Annotated in this window: 19 protein-coding genes and 1 riboswitch; of the genes, 6 read left to right on the top strand and 13 right to left on the bottom strand. The window is 46.9% G+C overall.

Annotated elements, in window-relative coordinates:
* Positions 1–9: 9 nt before the first annotated feature.
* From modC to modA, 3 genes are read right to left on the bottom strand one after another with little or no spacing between them, the layout of a single operon-like run.
* Positions 10–1,089, bottom strand: coding sequence for a molybdenum ABC transporter ATP-binding protein (gene modC, locus B9N89_RS19765; RefSeq protein ID WP_132321734.1), 1,080 nt, complete (start codon positions 1,087–1,089; stop codon positions 10–12).
* A complete protein-coding gene (gene modB / locus B9N89_RS19770; RefSeq protein ID WP_132321732.1) occupies positions 1,082–1,771 on the bottom strand; it encodes a molybdate ABC transporter permease subunit in 690 nt (229 codons plus the stop codon). Before modB ends, modC begins: the two co-directional genes overlap by 8 nt.
* Entirely contained in the window at positions 1,768–2,526 is a 759-nt protein-coding gene (modA, locus tag B9N89_RS19775; protein WP_159455505.1) for a molybdate ABC transporter substrate-binding protein, read from the bottom strand. Before modA ends, modB begins: the two co-directional genes overlap by 4 nt.
* 139 nt (positions 2,527–2,665) lie before the next feature.
* Positions 2,666–2,808, top strand: a riboswitch (molybdenum cofactor riboswitch).
* Between modA and B9N89_RS19780 the strand changes: the two genes are divergently transcribed.
* The 6 genes from B9N89_RS19780 to B9N89_RS19805 all read left to right on the top strand — a co-directional run bounded on the left by B9N89_RS19780 (position 2,797) and on the right by B9N89_RS19805 (position 7,241).
* Positions 2,797–4,014, top strand: a complete 1,218-nt coding sequence (locus B9N89_RS19780) for a molybdopterin molybdotransferase MoeA (RefSeq protein ID WP_132321728.1) — start codon at positions 2,797–2,799, stop codon at positions 4,012–4,014. (Overlaps the previous riboswitch by 12 nt.)
* A complete protein-coding gene (gene moaA / locus B9N89_RS19785) occupies positions 4,011–4,955 on the top strand; it encodes a GTP 3',8-cyclase MoaA (RefSeq protein WP_159455506.1) in 945 nt (314 codons plus the stop codon). Before B9N89_RS19780 ends, moaA begins: the two co-directional genes overlap by 4 nt.
* Position 4,956: 1 nt before the next feature.
* Positions 4,957–5,427 (top strand): cyclic pyranopterin monophosphate synthase MoaC, encoded by a 471-nt coding sequence (moaC, locus tag B9N89_RS19790; protein WP_132321724.1) that lies wholly within the window; start codon positions 4,957–4,959, stop codon positions 5,425–5,427.
* Positions 5,408–6,523: a molybdopterin-guanine dinucleotide biosynthesis protein B gene (mobB, locus tag B9N89_RS19795; RefSeq protein WP_159455507.1), complete on the top strand. Its 1,116-nt coding sequence runs from the start codon at positions 5,408–5,410 to the stop codon at positions 6,521–6,523. The genes moaC and mobB overlap by 20 nt, the downstream gene beginning before the upstream one ends.
* Positions 6,520–6,762 carry a MoaD/ThiS family protein gene (locus tag B9N89_RS19800; protein ID WP_159455508.1) on the top strand — a complete coding sequence of 81 codons (243 nt, stop codon included), beginning with the start codon at positions 6,520–6,522 and terminating at the stop codon, positions 6,760–6,762. The genes mobB and B9N89_RS19800 overlap by 4 nt, the downstream gene beginning before the upstream one ends.
* 2 nt (positions 6,763–6,764) lie before the next feature.
* Positions 6,765–7,241, top strand: coding sequence for a molybdenum cofactor biosynthesis protein MoaE (locus B9N89_RS19805; RefSeq protein WP_132321718.1), 477 nt, complete (start codon positions 6,765–6,767; stop codon positions 7,239–7,241).
* On the opposite strand, the gene B9N89_RS19810 is transcribed toward B9N89_RS19805, so the two are convergent.
* From B9N89_RS19810 to B9N89_RS19855, 10 genes are all read right to left on the bottom strand, one after another.
* On the bottom strand, positions 7,212–7,787 hold the full coding sequence (locus B9N89_RS19810) for a prolyl hydroxylase family protein (RefSeq protein ID WP_132321716.1): 576 nt from the start codon (positions 7,785–7,787) through the stop codon (positions 7,212–7,214). The two genes, B9N89_RS19805 and B9N89_RS19810, sit on opposite strands and share 30 nt — an antisense overlap.
* A gap of 122 nt (positions 7,788–7,909) precedes the next feature.
* On the bottom strand, positions 7,910–9,094 hold the full coding sequence (locus B9N89_RS19815) for a hypothetical protein (protein WP_132321714.1): 1,185 nt from the start codon (positions 9,092–9,094) through the stop codon (positions 7,910–7,912).
* A gap of 174 nt (positions 9,095–9,268) precedes the next feature.
* Entirely contained in the window at positions 9,269–9,631 is a 363-nt protein-coding gene (locus B9N89_RS19820) for a response regulator (RefSeq protein WP_132321712.1), read from the bottom strand.
* Between the two features lie 140 nt (positions 9,632–9,771).
* The gene (locus B9N89_RS19825; protein ID WP_132321710.1) at positions 9,772–10,740 is read right to left on the bottom strand and encodes a S41 family peptidase; all 969 of its coding nucleotides are present in this window, start codon (positions 10,738–10,740) and stop codon (positions 9,772–9,774) included.
* Between the two features lie 141 nt (positions 10,741–10,881).
* Entirely contained in the window at positions 10,882–11,409 is a 528-nt protein-coding gene (locus B9N89_RS19830; RefSeq protein ID WP_132321708.1) for a S41 family peptidase, read from the bottom strand.
* A 194-nt stretch (positions 11,410–11,603) separates the two neighbouring features.
* Positions 11,604–12,179 (bottom strand): hypothetical protein, encoded by a 576-nt coding sequence (locus B9N89_RS19835; protein ID WP_132321706.1) that lies wholly within the window; start codon positions 12,177–12,179, stop codon positions 11,604–11,606.
* A gap of 293 nt (positions 12,180–12,472) precedes the next feature.
* Complete coding sequence (locus tag B9N89_RS19840) at positions 12,473–12,865, bottom strand: SMI1/KNR4 family protein (protein WP_132321704.1); 393 nt, start codon at positions 12,863–12,865, stop codon at positions 12,473–12,475.
* Between the two features lie 599 nt (positions 12,866–13,464).
* Positions 13,465–13,920 carry an SMI1/KNR4 family protein gene (locus B9N89_RS19845; protein ID WP_132321702.1) on the bottom strand — a complete coding sequence of 152 codons (456 nt, stop codon included), beginning with the start codon at positions 13,918–13,920 and terminating at the stop codon, positions 13,465–13,467.
* Positions 13,920–15,641 (bottom strand): HNH/ENDO VII family nuclease, encoded by a 1,722-nt coding sequence (locus B9N89_RS19850; protein ID WP_132321700.1) that lies wholly within the window; start codon positions 15,639–15,641, stop codon positions 13,920–13,922. The genes B9N89_RS19845 and B9N89_RS19850 overlap by 1 nt, the downstream gene beginning before the upstream one ends.
* On the bottom strand, positions 15,638–16,915 hold the full coding sequence (locus B9N89_RS19855) for a hypothetical protein (RefSeq protein ID WP_132321698.1): 1,278 nt from the start codon (positions 16,913–16,915) through the stop codon (positions 15,638–15,640). The genes B9N89_RS19850 and B9N89_RS19855 overlap by 4 nt, the downstream gene beginning before the upstream one ends.

Consider the following 16,915-nt stretch of genomic DNA (forward strand, 5'->3'; position numbering starts at 1 on the left):
TTGGAGGATTCAATGAGTGCCTAATAAAGAAACGGCCTTGATCATGGCAGTGACTGAAACGCCGGGCTCAAGCCTGAGATTGTCAACAGACTTGCGGGTGAGCGTCGCCCAGAGTATGTGCTTACCAAAGGCAAGCTTCACATGTGTCTGGTAGTCTGAAGCAGGTTTTAGCGCTATCACAATGCATGGTATCTGATTGAGAACACTGCTGCTAGAAGGGCAAGATAGGCAAAGGCTTACGTCTTTACGCAGGATGCGAAAGCGGTGGCGTTGACCACTGGGGCGGCTCCTCGCTGGAAGGAAGATGTCTTGGTGGTCGATGTTCAATCGCAAGAGACCGTATTCTTCATCAAAGTCCTTGACCACACCCTCTAAGATTACTCCCGGTTCATTCTGAAGACCTGGGATTCCCAAGTCTTGATCATTGGCTTCATCGATGCTGCCAAAGAACTTGACTTGCCCTCGATCTATAACCAAAACGGAATCGGCCATCTGTGCAACCTCATCAAGGGCGTGAGAGACGTAAAACGATGGTGCACTTGAAAGAGACAGAATGGGCCGGATCATAGTGATAACCTCTTGCCGACTTTTCTTATCTAATGCGCTCATGGGTTCGTCGAGAATCCAAAGGTCTGGCTTGGTGAGCAGACTTCTCGCTAGAGCAACGCGTTGTTTTTCTCCCCCGGATAGAGCGCTTGGTGAACGCCTTAATAGAGGCTGAATAGAAAGGCTGTGGATGACTTGTGCAATCTCATCGTCAGCTAACTGGCCACGACGCTTCATGCCGTAAAAAAGGTTATCCTCAACTGAAAGATGAGGAAATAGATAAGGGGATTGAAAGATATACCCGAGGCGTCGCTGATGAGGTTGGCGAATGATACCTCGTTCTGTATCGTTCCAGATTTCACCGTTCACTTTGATCTGAATCCCTCTTCCATCAACAAAACCTGCTAGGCATTGCAGAAAGCTTGTTTTCCCCGCTCCAGACGGCCCTATGACAGCTGTGACTCCCTTGAAGTCGTGATCTAAGGCAATATCGAGGGAAAAGTCTGAAAGGGCTCGCCTAATATTTATCGATAGCCTAGACATTGCGCACCCCTATAGATCGACCACGATTTAGGAAGGAGATTAGCATCAGAATTCCCAGAGAAAGCCCCAAAAGAACGGCAGATAGAAGGTGTGCTGATTGGTATTCTAGGGCTTCCACATGATCATAGATTGCAATTGAGACAACCCGAGTTTCTCCAGGAATGTTGCCTCCAATCATCAATACCACTCCAAATTCACCAAGAGTGTGGGCGAATCCCAAGATAGCGCCGGTTAAAATACCTCTGCGACTCATAGGTAAGACTACCGAAGTGAAGCGATCCCAAGGTTTGGCACCCAATGAGGACGATAATTGGAGAGCTTGCTGTGGTACCTGGCTGTAGCTTGATACGATAGGCTGCATAACAAAAGGCAGGGAGTAGAACACAGAGCCAATGACAAGGCCTTCAAAGGTGAAAGCGAGGGCTGGTCCTCCAAATGCCGAGGATAGGCGGCCCAACGGTCCTTCTGGCGATAAGATCATAAGTAGGTAAAAACCTAGTACAGATGGGGGCAATACAATAGGTAAGGCAATAACAGCTTCCATGGGAGTTCTAAATCTATCTGGAAGCTTAAGAAACAGCCAGCCACCAGGGATGCAGATAAGCAGAAGAATTGATGTGGTCACTGCTGAAAGGTAGAAAGTCAGTAGCAATGGTTGCCAAGTTGCGAGCGCTTCGATCATCCACCTCTTTGGTAGCCAAGGGATGCTATGGTCTCTTGTGCCTTCGACGATAGAATGAAATTGACAAACTGCTGCGCTTCTTGCTGTTGCGGCCGGCCTTTGACAATAGCGCCAGATTGTATAATAGCTGGGTACTTATCCTGAGGTAGTTCCCAGAATCGGCTTTGATCTTTTTTGGAAAGCCCTCGAACTTGGCTGAGTGCTACCAAACCGAGGACTTTCTTACTCGATCTTGCAAAATGGAAGGCTTGGCCGACACTTTCCCCCTGTAGCACCTGAACATCATGAAGGTTCATGGTCTTTAAGAAGGCTTTCGCAGCTTGGCCATAAGGTGCCGTTTTAGGGTTTGCGATAGAAAATCGATATTCACGATAATTTTTTTGAAGCCAGCCTAGGGAGAGCGGCAATGAGCGGTCTTGAGACCACATCACTAAGCGACCTCTAGCATACGCAAAGGGCTGTAAAACCTTCCCTTGCTGGTACAGCTGTGATGGGTACTCGTGATTGGCAGCCAAGTATATATCGAAAGGCGCTCCCTGCATGATTTGAAAATACAGTTTTCCTGATGATGACGAACTGGCAGCGACACTAATCCCACTTCGCTTCTCAAACTCTTCAATCAGCCGTTCCAATGGCTTTGCAAAGTTTGACGCGACAGCCACTCGCAAGGGCTGCGAAGCTTTCAAGGCCCCTGTTCCGAGAACGAAACTCCAAGCGAAGAGGGGGATGGTCCATTTGCTGAGTAAAAAAGACATAGTTCGTGAGTTTCTCCAAGTTTCGCGAGCCTCCATTCTTAGCAGAATTCAAAAATTTTGTAACTGCTTCCGGCCTGGTGCCATGAATGTTGCAACGGCACGGCGTACCTTGACTCGGACCCACTGGCTACTATAACCTTGGGAGCACATAATCCGAGCCGAGTCTCTCTAAGTCTTGGGGATAAGAGGGCTGGGTCGTAGCACAAATTTTGCGCTACCAGGGCTATGATTTGAAAAGGTCGTAGCCTCCCGTGTTTGGAAAGGATGCTAATGATTTCTACCTACGAAGCTGAAAAAGCTATCGCATCAGCTCTTTATACCTTCAAGTCCCAATTGACTCAGATTGAAGAAATGGGTTCTCATGTTCTTAGGGAAGATATTTTCGCCGATCGGTCTTATCCTCCGTTCAATCGTGTGGCCATGGATGGGATCGCCATTGCGTTCGACCAGTTCCGAGCGGGCAGGCGCAGCTTCATTGTTGAAGGTTGCCAGAAAGCAGGATCGCCACAGCTTAAGCTCCAAAACCAAGCAAATTGTTTAGAAGCCATGACTGGCGCGAGCCTCCCAGAGTCCTGTGATACCGTGATCCCTTACGAGCAGATCGAAATCAGGCAGGGAGTGGCTTACCTTGGTGCCGCCATCAACGTGGTCCAAGGCCAGAATATTCACGGCAAGGGCAGTGACTATAGCACAGGTGATCGGCTTTTAAGCAAAGGGCGATGGCTTAGGTCCCCCGAGTGGTCAATCTTAGCATCGGTAGGTAAGGCATCCGTCAAGACCAGTAGTTCTCCACGTATTGCTGTCGTCAGCACTGGTGACGAGCTCGTACCGGTTGACCAAGTGCCGGAAGCCCACCAGATCCGCATGTCGAACTCGTGGGCGATCAAGGCCGCACTAAATATACACGATTTCGATAGGGTTGAGATCTATCATATTCCGGATGACGAACGAGGTTTAGAATCTCGGCTGGGTGACCTTTTGTTGAAAGTTGATTGCTTGATTCTGACAGGAGGCGTGTCTCGTGGAAAGTTTGACTTTGTTCCACAAGTTTTAGAACGACTTCAAGTCGACAAAATCTTTCATCGAATCAAGCAAAAACCCGGCAAACCCATGTGGTTTGGTACTAACCCAGAGGGAAAGTTGGTTTTCGGTTTACCCGGGAATCCGGTGTCGACTCTTGTTTGTCTTCACCGCTATGTGATCCCCGCTCTCCAAGAAGGTTTGGGCCTTGATTCATCAGGAAAGCAGGCTTTCGCTATCCTGGCTGAAGATGTGGTGTTTAAAAAAGATCTAACTTATTTTTTGCCGGTTCGTCTTCGGTGGAGCCGCGATGGAATCATTGTAGCTCACCCAATCCAAAATAATGGCTCGGGAGATTTTGCTGCCCTGAGCGCATCCGATGGCTTTTTAGAGCTGCCGCAGGAAAACGAGTATCATAAAAAGGGTGAGGTTTTTCCCCTTTATCTTTGGCAAGGAGGTCTAGCGTGATCGAACTAGAAGATCGCTACGGTCGGCGCATACAAAAACTCAGAATATCGCTACTGGATGCTTGCAATTTGCGGTGTACCTACTGCATGCCAGAGCACATGAGCTTCATGGGGCGCGAGCGATTTTTACAACCCCATCAGATTTACGAGATGGCGAAGACCTTAGTGGCCTATGGATTGCGAGAGATTCGCGTGACAGGGGGAGAACCCACGTTGAGGCAAGAATTTATTGAGATTATGCGGCTGCTCTCAGATTTACCCCTTAGAAGTTTAGGGCTGACGACCAACGGCGTGACCCTTGATAAGCATCTCGACGAATTGCAGCACACTGCCTTGCGCAGCATTAATGTGAGCCTCGACTCACTTAGCCCTGATAAGTTCTTTCAGGTGACACGGCGGAAGGTCTTCGAACGGGTTTACGATAATATCCTAAAAGCTCAGGATATGGGCTTTCATGTGAAGGTCAACAGTATTCTCATGAAGGGTATCAATGATGACGAAATTGATGATTTCGTAGATTTCTCTGCCCGCTATGGGATCGAGGTGCGCTTCCTGGAACTCATGAAGATTGGGCAGGCCAACGGAACTGATCAGCGCAATCGCTTTATGGCTGCAGACGACGCTATCGACATCCTTTTGAAAAATCACGAGCTGAAGACAGTGCCGGTTGCCAAAGACTCCACATCCTTTGTCTATCAGTTGAATAATGGGGCTAAGATCGGCTTCATTGCCTCCGAAACCAAACCATTCTGTGGTAATTGCTCCCGTTGGCGGCTCACAGCTGATGGTCACTTGAGAGCTTGTTTGATGAGCGAGAAGGGGGTCAACCTTCGGAATGTGCCTGTAGAGCAATACGACGAGCTACTTGGCCGCTTGCTCACAATGAAACCCACAGGTCGCATCGAAAAGATAGACCAAGACATGTACCAGATCGGAGGCTAGAGTGCTGACCCATGTAGATCATAAAAATCAACCCACCATGGTAAGCGTTGGCCATAAGGAAGCCACGGAACGAACAGCCGTGGCGCAATCCATTGTCGAGCTTCCTGACGAGGTGATGCAGCACCTTAAAGATGGAGAAATTGCTAGTAAGAAAGGCCCAGTGTTTGCGACAGCAATCGTAGCAGGAACCATGGCTGTTAAACGCTGCCATGAACTCATACCCTTTTGCCATCCCCTACCCATTGAAGGATGCAAGATCACTATTGAAGCGGATGGCTATCAGATTATTGTCCGATGTCAGGTAGAGGTTTTCCACAAAACTGGAGTCGAGATGGAGGCTCTCACAGGAGCTAGTGTTGCAGCACTAACCATCTATGATATGTGCAAGGCGATGTCCCATGATATTGTCATCGCCAAAACCGAACTTATCAGTAAAACGGGAGGTAAACGAGATGTCCAGAAAAAAGGCTAAACATCTCTATCACCCAACAGAAATTGCCATTGCAGGGTATAGCGGTAGCGGCAAAACAACATTGATTTGCCAGCTTCTAAATATCTGGCGAAACTCCTATCGGGTGGCTTACATCAAGCACGACGCTCATCGGTTTGTTATGGATCGACCAGGGAAAGATACCTCCTTGGCCTGGCAGGCTGGTGCAGAACAAGTATTTATTGCGGATCAAGAGCATTTTGCTAGCCTAAGCCGAGGGACCAGTTCCATGTTCCAGCAGCGTAGCATGTCTCGGGATTTTGATTTCGCTTTGGTTGAAGGCCATAAGGCGAGCAAGATTCCCAAGTTACTCTTCTGGAATCCAGAACTCAAGCCAATGGTGAACAATGGCGAGATCACGGAGGTTTTAGCTTGGATTGGCGAACCCAATGAACACCCCGACCCTGAAGGCGGTCTCCCATACTTTCGTAGGGATGATGTTGCCGCGATCGCACATTTTATCGCTCAGAATTGGCAAGAAGTCCTACAAGGCAAGCCCCTTTCTGGCCTCGTTTTAACCGGTGGTCAGAGCAGCCGTATGGGCCAAGACAAAGCGCTCCTGCGCTATGGCGACAAGCCCCAGGCTCAGGTGGCATTCGATCTGCTGGAGCAAAACCTAGAGGAGGTTTACATCTCATCGCGACCTGGGCAGTGGCAGGGAACCCCGTTGGCAGAGCTGCCACAAATATCAGATCGCTTCGAAGGTTTTGGACCAATGGGCGGTATACTTTCTGCGATGCTTGCCTTTCCAGAGCGATCCTGGTTGGTCGTTGCCTGTGATTTGCCGAGGCTTGATCCCAACACGATCGAGAGACTCATAAATGAGCGCCAAGCAACGCAGCTCGCAACTTGCTATCGGAGCCTTCATGATGGCTTGCCGGAGCCTTTATGTGCGATTTATGAGAGTCGCATGAAAGAAAGGTTGTTTGAAGCTCTAGGCCAAGGCATTCATTGCCCTCGCAAGGTTTTGATCCATTCAGCTAGTAAAGTTTTGGAATTAGGTGAATCCAATACTCTTGAGAATATTAACTATCAAAGTGAATACCAAGCCTTCAAAGAACAAGGAGCATTGACTTGAAAACAGTTAGACTTCAGTACTACGCGCTGTTTAGAGAAAAGGCCGCAAGGGAGTCCGAAGAGGTGCAGACCACAGCTCGCACCGCTGGTGATCTGTATGAGGAACTGGCGGAACGTTACCACTTCGGGATGGGCGCGAAACATGTTCGGGTTGCCGTCAATGAATCCTTTCAGGGGATGGACGTTGAACTCAATCCTGGTGATCATCTTGTATTCATTCCACCTGTATCTGGAGGTTGATCATGTTTGAAGTTAGCAGTGACCCCATCGATCCGATGCTATCCCGGTCCAAACTCGTGAATGACGCAGCAGGCGGATTTGTGTCTTTTGAAGGTTGGGTAAGAAATCATAACGAAGGGCAATCGGTGGATGCCTTGGAATATGAAATCTACGATAGTCTGGCTAAAAAAGAAGGTGCTGTGATTATCCAAGAAGCCATAGAAAAATACGGGATCAAAGAGGCCTATGGGATTCATCGAAAAGGATTTTTGAATATTGGTGATATTGCTGTGTGGATTGGAGTTAGCTCGGCACACCGGGATGCAGCGTTCGAAGCCTGTCGGTACATTATAGATGAAGTGAAAATCCGTCTCCCTGTTTGGAAGAAGGAACATTACAGCGATGGCCAAGCGGAGTGGGTGAATTGCCAAGCCTGCTCCCATGCTCATGCCAAGCGCCATGGTCATGACTTACCAGCCGCTACGCTCGCTGACCACTAAGTCCGGGTCAGTGATCCAGGTTTGGACGATATATCGCTTGCCCTTCGGGGGATGGACCCCATGGGGATGCATGTGACCCGGCGGAAATATCACAGCGCGACCTTCCACTGGTTTGACTGCTACATCTTGAAGGGGGAAGAAGGTTTCGCCTCCTTCATCCACCGTGTTGAGGTAGATCAATAGGGTCGCAAGCCTTAGGCCATTAGCTGGCTCGACGGGACACTGGCCATCGGTATGGATAGCAATGGTATCCCCTTCATCGTAGCAAGCCATCACATAGCCGTCATCGATCCAGTCCGCAGGCCGCGTGGCGGCAAGCTCATCAGGCCTATCAAAGTATCGTTCCACAAGGGTGTTTCCAACCTCTGTTAGCTTTAAGCATAAAGAAGACCATTCCGGTTTGTCTGAAAGGTAGAGAAACCTTCGGGTGGTATAATCTGGTTGATCGTCTTTCGCCACACGAGAGTCTTGTTCGAAAGCTTGGATAAGGTCGCGACAAAGCTCACTTGGAATTGCCTGCTCGTAGGTCTTGATGTATTGGGGCACGGGAAATCCTCACTTGGTCCAGAATAGGGGCGGAAGGTAGCACGTAATTCTAGCTGGGTCGAGCAAAATATGTATCCTTGTGATCTCTAAGGTCTTGGCCCAGATGACTTTTTTAGGCTCTCCTAGTCGTTACCGAAGCCAACACCAAATCCAGCGCCAGCGACACCCCCAGCGCTAGGGTCCACTACAGAATGGACATAGGCAAATGCTACATCGGAGTCACGTCCGGCAATGGTAAATTGATTCACCTCGTTAGCGGTGAAGGTAGGGAAGGCCAGGCTTGTCACCTCGTTTTGGCCAATAGCCATGGACACCAGCCGATTGCCTGTATCAACGAATAGAGAGACCCTTTGAAAGCCAAGGGCGAGGTTCTCGAATCGAGCTAACTCCACACGGGGGTTGCCATCCTCTTTGGTGTAAAGAATTGCCGTTTGGCTAGTACCAACATTTTGCAGGTGGACGAAAACAACGGCGGAGACATTAGCTCCGTAGTTCACACTAATCCAAAACTCTGCACCCATGCCCGCGTTTGAAACATGGGCAGCTGCATACTCCACCGACATCAAGTCGTGAGGTGTATTGGCTTCCGGCTGTGATTTCAACTGAACTTGCTCGCGATTGATAAAGATCCCTTTCTCAACAGCATTGGCAACAAGCTCTCCGGGATCACGAAGTCTCCAATCAGCGGTACCGTCGCCATCGGAGTCTTCAACGATGGGGGACTGATCGAAGTTGTTTTTAAATGTCACAGTCCCATCTTCGTCTACGGGATAGCGGAATGTCTCTGGTGCTGCTATATCAACTAGGCCGAATGGCCCCTGAGCTTCGGGATTAGCTACTACTAGAGGTTCACCGCTGAGTCCTTCTGGAGAACGGCGTTCGTAAGACTGATCGGCAATTGTAAATTGAACTATGGCTTCGATAGCATCGGGTGCTATGCCTGGTTGAAGGTCTTCTGGCAGGGAAAAGCTAACGTGCCAAGGATCACTGCTTGTTAGTTGGTTGATGGCAAGGTCTTGCCCTTCAATCTTAACAGACTCAATGGTGCTATCTTGATATTTACTGCCATTTTCATGGATACCGCAGCCGTAAAGATCATCGGTGTAGGAACCGCAGCGCACGTGAAGAAATGCTCCTCCAACGCTCACAGGCTCTGATGCTAGCTGACTCTTGGAATCCTCAACGTTTGAGTCTTGGCTGGCTTCGGCTGCTAGATCTGCTTGCGAATCGAGCTTGGAATCTGTGCATGATAGGCTGAGCGCCCATAGCCCGACCAGAGCTGCGAGATGCACCTTCGGTGACTTCATTGTTATCTCCCCTTTTAGTCCCACAGCTTTCTATTCGGAAGTTCCCCATGAAGTCGGAATAAAGTTTGAAAAGGTTATAGGTATTAGCAAGTTAAGTTTCATAATTACATTGGGTAATATTCAAGATTCCGGCGGTTTTACTCGCTAACCGAGGGGAGTATTAGCCTTTTTGGTCTATAACCATCGCTGTCGCAGCTCAGTCCAGGTGTTAGGTTTTTCTAGGAAGTCCATAAACACGGCCTGGAGCTCCTGACTCAGTTGCTGACGGCACTGCAGACCAGCTCCACTTACAGCGACCATTGGTAGTTCAGGGTAATCAACTTGCACCTTCTTGGCGAAATCGATTCCACAAGAGCCGGGCATGATAATGTCTGTGACCAGTAAGTCGAAGGTCTCTTCTCTGAGTTGTTCTAAGGCTTCTTTGGGGTTGCGAGCTGTAGTGACCCTAGCGTGCTCTGCGAGCATCTCTACCGCGAATTCGAGTTGATCTGGGTCGTCGTCTAAATATAGGATTTTCATCTGCTTATCAGACTCCAAAGGAACTCCTCCTGACAAAAGAAATCTCGATTAACAATGGTCTATTCGCCAGATAGAGGTGAGTGCCAGACGAAGCTTTCTTAGAGGTAAGGGTAAACCCTGATTCTCAGATCAGGATTTGCCCTTCAGTGTTCGCAGTGCTAAGAGGCTGGGCTTGCGAGACCAACAGCATAGTCTGAGAAATCCTGAATATAGCTAGTGTACCCTTCCATCAAGTCCTGATATCCATAGTCACGATTGACATCTGGCTCAACCCCATTATTTTCAATGAGTGGTCCATCGGGAATCGTATCGTTGGCATTGGCCAAGAAGAATAAGCTCCTTGTTAGTTTTAGATCAGCCTTTGTGATTGGCAAGGGGGAAATCGCATCAACATTGCCACCTAAGCCTGAGGTGCGGTGGCCCCAAAGAGTAGCAGCTTGGTTGCCTTTCATGATCATTGGAAAGGCGTCGCCACCGGAGCCGCAGAGTTCGTCGATTAAAAGCAGCACCGGTTTCTGCCAAACATATTTGCCTGGTATCGTGCCACTGATGCTTGTAAGGGGAATCGGTGGGGCTAGGAAATCGCCGGCATCATTAGCCTCGTCGATTTCACGGTAGATTTGCTGGATAAAGTTCTTCTCGAATATGGATAGATCTGGTTCTGATAAGAATGAATTCCAGCGGCGGAGCCATTCCCGATCGGCTCGCGGCGCGAAGGCGATTCCGGGACCAGGAGACTTAAGGAACAGTTCTGCCAAATCTTGGACGTAGGAAACGCTACCACCTGGATTATGGGTTTGGTCCAGAACAAGGACATCCACTTGGTCTTGGTACTTCTTAAGAAGCATTTCGTACGTTTTTACGTTGCGCGTGGCTTCCTTTGAAGTGACATTGTAGCTAGGAATTCTCATTAGGAGAATTTTCTTGCCTTGATGATTGTAAGTCATGGCAAAGGGGCTGTAAGGAAAGCCTGTGTTGCCAGCATCTTCCCATTCTTCTTTAGTGATACTAGCTGCCTTAAAGTTATATTGATCTTGGACTTTGGGATTATAGTAGAACGGAATGCTGGCGCCAAAGCGCTCGATACCCGTGCTGTAGGAGTAGTAGTTCTGAAAAGTGGTTTCCATAGATTCGGCTTGACTTAGCTCAGGAACAAACCAATAGCTAGTAATAAAGAACTGCTGTCCATCGAGACCGCGCTCGAACGTGAGATTGACGCGAGATCTTTGAGGTGGTTGGTGGGTTCTGTTTGTGAGACGAAAGGCAGCCTAGCGACGAGACGAACGCTCGTAGCCGAGAGACTGATAGCGCATGAGGTCGTTGACGATGCTTTCTGCATCACGGCCATCCATAGAGACAAGCCGATCACCTACCATAAGCCCTGTCTCTTGAGAGAATATGTCTTCAACGGAGGCTACTACGTAGTTGCCATTGAAGTGATCAACCACAAAGGGAAGTGCATAAGAACCCATGTTAGGAATGGTGATACTAACGTGTCCATCATTAAACGTTGCTACGAGTTTTCCCAAAATATCGTAGAACTCTTGATCAGACTGGGAATCGATGACCTCTTGCCGAAGTGCTGCGAACGTTTCTTCGAAAGAGACCCCGAATCTCTGCTCCTTATACTGATAAGGAGCGTAGTAATTCTTGAACTGATTCACAGCCACATCAAAGTCAACTAACTTATCCTCTACGGTCAGTGGTCGCAGGTGAAGCTGCGAGGTTTCTTGGTCTACTTTGCTACAACTAAGTGTCAGCAAAGTGCTTAAAATAAAGTACATGCATAAACGCATAAAGACACTCCTAAGTTAAACTGGTGATACTAGTCAATGATGGCGTTAGATTAACAGTGTGAATTTTAGCTTACAATGGTGGAGTCTTTGTAATTCGTTCTTAGACTTCGTGGAAGCCTTTCAGGTCAAGAACATCAATTTTTGGTAAAGAGATGGTGAGGGGTTGTGTTTGTGGGTAACTTTTAGTCTGCAACTCAGTACTTAAGGTAATCACTTTTGATAATGCCTTCACGCTGGAGGATGTCTCTCTTAGTTGGTGCTGGTTGTTTATCTAACCCTTGAACCTTGGCTTTCTTCACCATACGACGAATTGAGAAGATCTTCCAAGCGGTATAACCATCCAAACCATACATTGGCATCAGGTTCCAGGCTATTAGTGCAATATTAACTGCTACGAACATGTTGTATGAAACGCTATCTTTGAACGCTGGGAATAGTTCTGCCGCTGGAAATGCGAGAGCGAGCAGCAGCAATTGTCCTAAGGTACCTCCCCAGCTTATAATAATATCGTCTCGCTCCGAGATTTCAAATCCAGAGTAACGGCATTCAGCAGCCCAGAAATATATAGAAAGCCCATCTATACTAAGTTTACGAAGATGGACTAAAAAGGCATGACCAAGCTCGTGAAAAACCAGAATCGTGATATAGCTAAGTGCTGTGAAGGGATTCTTGTGAAACAACGCAATCATGATTGCTAATGACCAGTGAAACATTATCGCTAAGTGCTTGGTGATTATGATAGGGCTTAGTCTAGAGAATTGTATTTCCATAATTATCTCTTAAGTTCATGGTGAGAAGCAAGCTCGCTGCTTACACTCCCAAGTTTTTAAACTACGTCTCCTAGGACTGGTTACTCTTGCAGGAATCGCATAGCAATTAAGACCTAAGAGCCAATTTCCTATATGTTTTTATAAGCTCAATTGTTAGGGTGGGATACCCCCATCCTTCTATTTTAGCGAGAGACACTCTAACTTTCTTCAGCTACTTCTATTTTTCCCAACAAGAAGTCCTTCACATACTCGGCAAAAGTACACTCCTGTTCTACATACTTTTTGCTGTGAGATCATATGCAATGATAGGACGAGTCACCCTCGTTTACTGATCGGCTTGTATCCAAACCTTCATACCAATCTCCATCAAAACTTAGAACAACAAAATTCTTTTTAACATCGTGCACTAGATTCGAAATTCTGAATGCCTCGGTTAATGTAACAACGTTGCTTGCGGATGGAGAGTTAAGATCCCTCCAAATACCTGCTATGATGTTTCCATTAGCAGCAAATAGTCCGTACTTGCTTAGGAACTCTTTATAGGACTGAGGAAATGATACTCGTAAAGAAGACTCCGCTTCGGTAATAGTAGCTTCGCTGGCTCCTATTGGACTAAATTCTAATTCCCAGTCTAGTTGCTTCATCCTATCGAGAAGGTTCTTAAGTTCATTGTCATTAAAGTACATATTAACAACCCTTTCAAAAGTCCTTGGCTCGCTCTTTCCAGTACTTCTGAGGCAAGCTCACCTCTCAACCTCTCTAGTGCGTTGAGTATGTTCGGAATATTGTGGAGCTTCCTAGTTTAACGTCTATGCGGTATTAAAGCGTCACTGAGCGGTGTTCTAGGAGTTCCTACAAGTTTCAGGCCAATGATTAGAGCTAGATAAGTCTATAGCACTTCCTAATGGCAACCAAAGTACAAGCATTTTTAGAGCAGGCGCAATTGTTTGGCAACTCTCTCAGCAAAAGTTCAAACATTTTCTCAACAAGGGAGGCCCCACTTGCATCAGCTCCAGGCCATCCTTGGTCATGCTCAGATCGGCCTTACCGTTGATCTATACGGCAATTTTAAGGCTCAGGATGTGGAAACAGCCAGTCCATTGAGTTTTAAGTGATTTTAATAGCTTACTGGTAGCTGTGTTACAGCTTGTCATGCAGGCAACAGAAAAGGTGCTGCTTACTTGCAGCACCTCGCAGGTACAAATTTTATTACACTTTAGTGTATATGGTGTGGCATCAGCAATGAAAATTGTGCATGGCTTTCTGACTTATCTTTTAAAGCTCCTTAAACTAGATCGATAAGAAAGCTCTTTAGATATTCAAAAAAGTCAGTGTACTGCTCAGTGAATTCTTGAGAAAGTGCGTCGTAACCCAATACTCTTCCATCTTTAGTATCAATTCCCATGTACCACTCATTTCCTTCACAGCTTAAGACCAGAAATGAAGGTCTAGGATCTGTCCTACTATCCTCCCTAAACCGAAGAGTCTCGAATATTACTGTGCCTTCTGATTCCTCTGTCAGGTCATCATTAAAAACTCCAGCTATATAGGAACCGGAAACATGAATATTGCCGTACTCTCTTAGAAAGGTTTTAAAGTCATCAGGCAAAGTCACCCCTAACTTGCTTTCTACCTCAAGTAGAGACTCTGTCGAAGCCCCCGCAGGTGATAGATCAACCTCTAATCCAGCCTTCCTAACTTCTGCAACTAAGTTTTCAATTTTTGCTTTGTCGAAAGCCATCAATCAAAATCCTCCGCTCGCTTCTTCCAGTAGTTTCTACGGAACTTTGCGTATTCCCTTCTTAGTTGAGGGTTCTTTCTGAAACTTTCTTCCCTAAGCCCATGCAGAACCTTGTGGTAATCCTTATGCATACTACTGACAATTTCAGCCATCGGTCCAGGCTCTTCTTGAAGCAAATGATGGAGTTCAACTTGTTTACCATCAGAGCCAATCGGAGCGTTGCCATTTCTCATCAGGTCTACATTTGTCTCACCATTGGCTATTCTTTGCCTAATAGACGGATTGACACTTGAATGCACGTTTTCTGGAACACCTGGTTTGATAGCTGTCTTATGCTTATAAACTCGTCTACCCAGCACATTTGTCGGAGCTTCATAAAACCTAGCTAGATCGTCCCCAAATTTACGTGCAGAGCCAGTTATTTTAGCAATCTGAGCTGGATCTCGATAGCCAGCTTCAATGACCGACTTAGCAAGGTCTCGATCAGCTGGCTCAACTAAGCCAATCTGATCATCGTAGCGACCGGTTCCAGTAATGTACTCAGCCCACTCTGATGGGTCAGCGTTTAGAGGTGGCGACTTACGAGTGATTCTAGGGTCACCGATATCCTCTGGAAAAATTATCGCTGCCTCATCAAAGTAACGACCATCAGCTCCTTTTCCAGTAGACTCGCTAATAAAAACTCCAGCTACAGGCCAGTAGCGTCTCGCCGCCGCAGCCGCACCCGCCCTTAATGCAGCCCATATGGACGGACCAGGGTTACTACCACCTCCTCCTTGAATAACTCTAAAAGGATTAGGTCCTTGAGGGTTGGGGTTATAGAGCGGGTGGTTAGAAAGGGCATTGTTTCCCCAAACAACGTTTGCCACCTCGTAAGTAGACCCTCCCCAGGCTCTCGACGACAGCAGTCTCCCGGTAGGGGATTGACCTGTAATCGCCTGATACCACTCCTTGCCAGCGCCATAGTGTGGGGAACCAGAGATCCCGATTTGATTGGCTTCATTTGCAACCGCGACTCCGATGTCACCTAATTCACTATTTCCTTTCGAATAAGCTCTATCAGCTTTGAATATTGCCCTTTTGGAAGCTTCGCCATATGTATCAAAGCTTTCTATACCTAAGCTCTGAGCAGCATCTCGCTTATCTTCGTATGATTCCCAAGCAGATCGAACTTTTTCACCGCCGATACTCACCACAGATGATTCGAAGTCTGGAAGTGTTCTTGTGTCGGGATTACCGAGATCAACCTCTTCAATCTCAATCTCTTCTAGATAGCCGGGAAGATTCTTGTCAACACTGTCGATACTTCGATAGTTAGCTGTTTCGTGAGTTCGGCGCAACTCTCTCCCGATTTCATGTATCTCGCTTATCTTCCTCCTATATGAGTCGATGGCTTTAACAAGCTTATCTCGCTCTTTATGCAACTTCTTACGCTTGTTGTACCCAGCATCGAACTGGCCAAAAAAATCTTCTATAGGTCCTGCAATTGTTTCGACCAGTTCGCATAAGTCCGCACGGCAAGGCTCACTTGTATCTAATCTTCCTGGAAGTCCCGATGGCTTGTCTTCACCGTCCCAAGGATCACTTGATGGATCATAGGGTGAAGGAGGCACATTTGTATCTGAACAAGATGATCCAGCACACTTAGTTACGGTCCCCTGTGCTAACGCAACATCAACTAACCTTGTTGATAGAAGTATTGCTAAGAGAATATTTTTCATCGAGCCACCCCCTTACATTTCTTCTTGTTTGACGAATAAAGGGTTTCTATTGCCAAAAACTGACTTTTAGTCTTAATCCGCTTAGCTTCTTCCAGAAAGCTTTCGAAAATTTCCTTACACCCTTTTGGATACCGATCAACGAGCTCAAGGCTTTTCTCGACATAGAGCTTCTGGCGATCAAGAAAACCTTTCCAACCCATACGCTCAACTTTTTGAATATTGTGATCGATAAACTTGATTCTGCTTTTCAAGTAGTTTAGGTACTTATCCTTAGCTGCCTGGGGAGCTGCTCCATAGCTTTTGACCACAGTCGTGTAATCCAGCGCCCTATTTTTATTCCTTTTCAGGGTCTCTACAGCACCTGTATAGTAAAGATCTACAGTGTCGTATCGATTTGCGTAGCCTTGAAATGCTAGCTTCTTGCCCCAGTGATAGATCTCTTCGCCAACCTTGAAAATTTCAATCGATTGCTTTAACTGAGCGCTCAGATTTTCAAAAGATCTACCTTGAGATTGTGCATAAGACTCTCTAAAGCCAAATCGAATTTGTGTAATCACATTAGAGAGCTTTTGCAATCTTTTCTCACGAACACTTACAAAATCGTCGAAGAATGAGTTAAGAGTACTCTTGTATTTCTCGTGCCGTCTCTTAAAATTTCCGATCCAGCCGTTCACAACGTTAGCTGGGTTGCCGCACACACGTTCGAATACTTCACTAGATAAGGCATCCATATACTCAGATAGGAAAGTACGATGCTTTCTCATAAGGTAAATTGTCGCTAACTCTAGATCTGATACCTTTATATTCGCATCAATTATCTTAACGACAGCCTTTTCGAAAGATTCAATATCTTCCATACCTACTCGATTGGACCTTGCTTTTGACTCCCACTTTAGGAGAAAAGCATCATAGTCCCGCTGAAAGTTGCTCTTTTCAGCACTCACTTTTTCAACATTGTGGTAGAGGTTGGCTTTGCTTTTCTTTTGCTCCGACGAACTTCCAATGACAATGTCGTTCCAAAACCTAAATTCTGTTTCCATTTCCGTGAAGTAGTGAGCACAAGCATATATTTCTTGTACCCGCGGTATAACTTTTTCCCTTAGATGAGCTTCGTATCGTCGATGATAGTCATTATCCTTTAGGCCGGGTGGAGGTGGCTCCATGATCGAAACTACCTCTCCTAAGACGACCCGCCTATAGCCCTCTTGGGCAAATCCACTTGTGTAGGCTCCCGCTATTGCTGCGAGAGCGCATAGCAAACGTATGCGCTTCAT

The organism is Pseudobacteriovorax antillogorgiicola (assembly GCF_900177345.1).
Taxonomy (GTDB): domain Bacteria; phylum Bdellovibrionota_B; class Oligoflexia; order Oligoflexales; family Oligoflexaceae; genus Pseudobacteriovorax; species Pseudobacteriovorax antillogorgiicola.

Excerpts from the sequence above, each read along its gene's own strand:
- modC (WP_132321734.1), bottom strand. The coding sequence starts at position 1,089 with ATGTCTAGGCTATCGATAAATATTAGGCGAGCCCTTTCAGACTTTTCC.
- modB (WP_132321732.1), bottom strand. The coding sequence starts at position 1,771 with ATGATCGAAGCGCTCGCAACTTGGCAACCATTGCTACTGACTTTCTAC.
- modA (WP_159455505.1), bottom strand. The coding sequence starts at position 2,526 with ATGTCTTTTTTACTCAGCAAATGGACCATCCCCCTCTTCGCTTGGAGT.
- B9N89_RS19780 (WP_132321728.1), top strand. The coding sequence starts at position 2,797 with ATGATTTCTACCTACGAAGCTGAAAAAGCTATCGCATCAGCTCTTTAT.
- mobB (WP_159455507.1), top strand. The coding sequence starts at position 5,408 with ATGTCCAGAAAAAAGGCTAAACATCTCTATCACCCAACAGAAATTGCC.
- B9N89_RS19805 (WP_132321718.1), top strand. The coding sequence starts at position 6,765 with ATGTTTGAAGTTAGCAGTGACCCCATCGATCCGATGCTATCCCGGTCC.
- B9N89_RS19815 (WP_132321714.1), bottom strand. The coding sequence starts at position 9,094 with ATGAAGTCACCGAAGGTGCATCTCGCAGCTCTGGTCGGGCTATGGGCG.
- B9N89_RS19825 (WP_132321710.1), bottom strand. The coding sequence starts at position 10,740 with ATGGAAACCACTTTTCAGAACTACTACTCCTACAGCACGGGTATCGAG.
- B9N89_RS19830 (WP_132321708.1), bottom strand. The coding sequence starts at position 11,409 with ATGCGTTTATGCATGTACTTTATTTTAAGCACTTTGCTGACACTTAGT.
- B9N89_RS19835 (WP_132321706.1), bottom strand. The coding sequence starts at position 12,179 with ATGGAAATACAATTCTCTAGACTAAGCCCTATCATAATCACCAAGCAC.
- B9N89_RS19840 (WP_132321704.1), bottom strand. The coding sequence starts at position 12,865 with ATGTACTTTAATGACAATGAACTTAAGAACCTTCTCGATAGGATGAAG.
- B9N89_RS19845 (WP_132321702.1), bottom strand. The coding sequence starts at position 13,920 with ATGGCTTTCGACAAAGCAAAAATTGAAAACTTAGTTGCAGAAGTTAGG.
- B9N89_RS19850 (WP_132321700.1), bottom strand. The coding sequence starts at position 15,641 with ATGAAAAATATTCTCTTAGCAATACTTCTATCAACAAGGTTAGTTGAT.
- B9N89_RS19855 (WP_132321698.1), bottom strand. The coding sequence starts at position 16,915 with ATGAAGCGCATACGTTTGCTATGCGCTCTCGCAGCAATAGCGGGAGCC.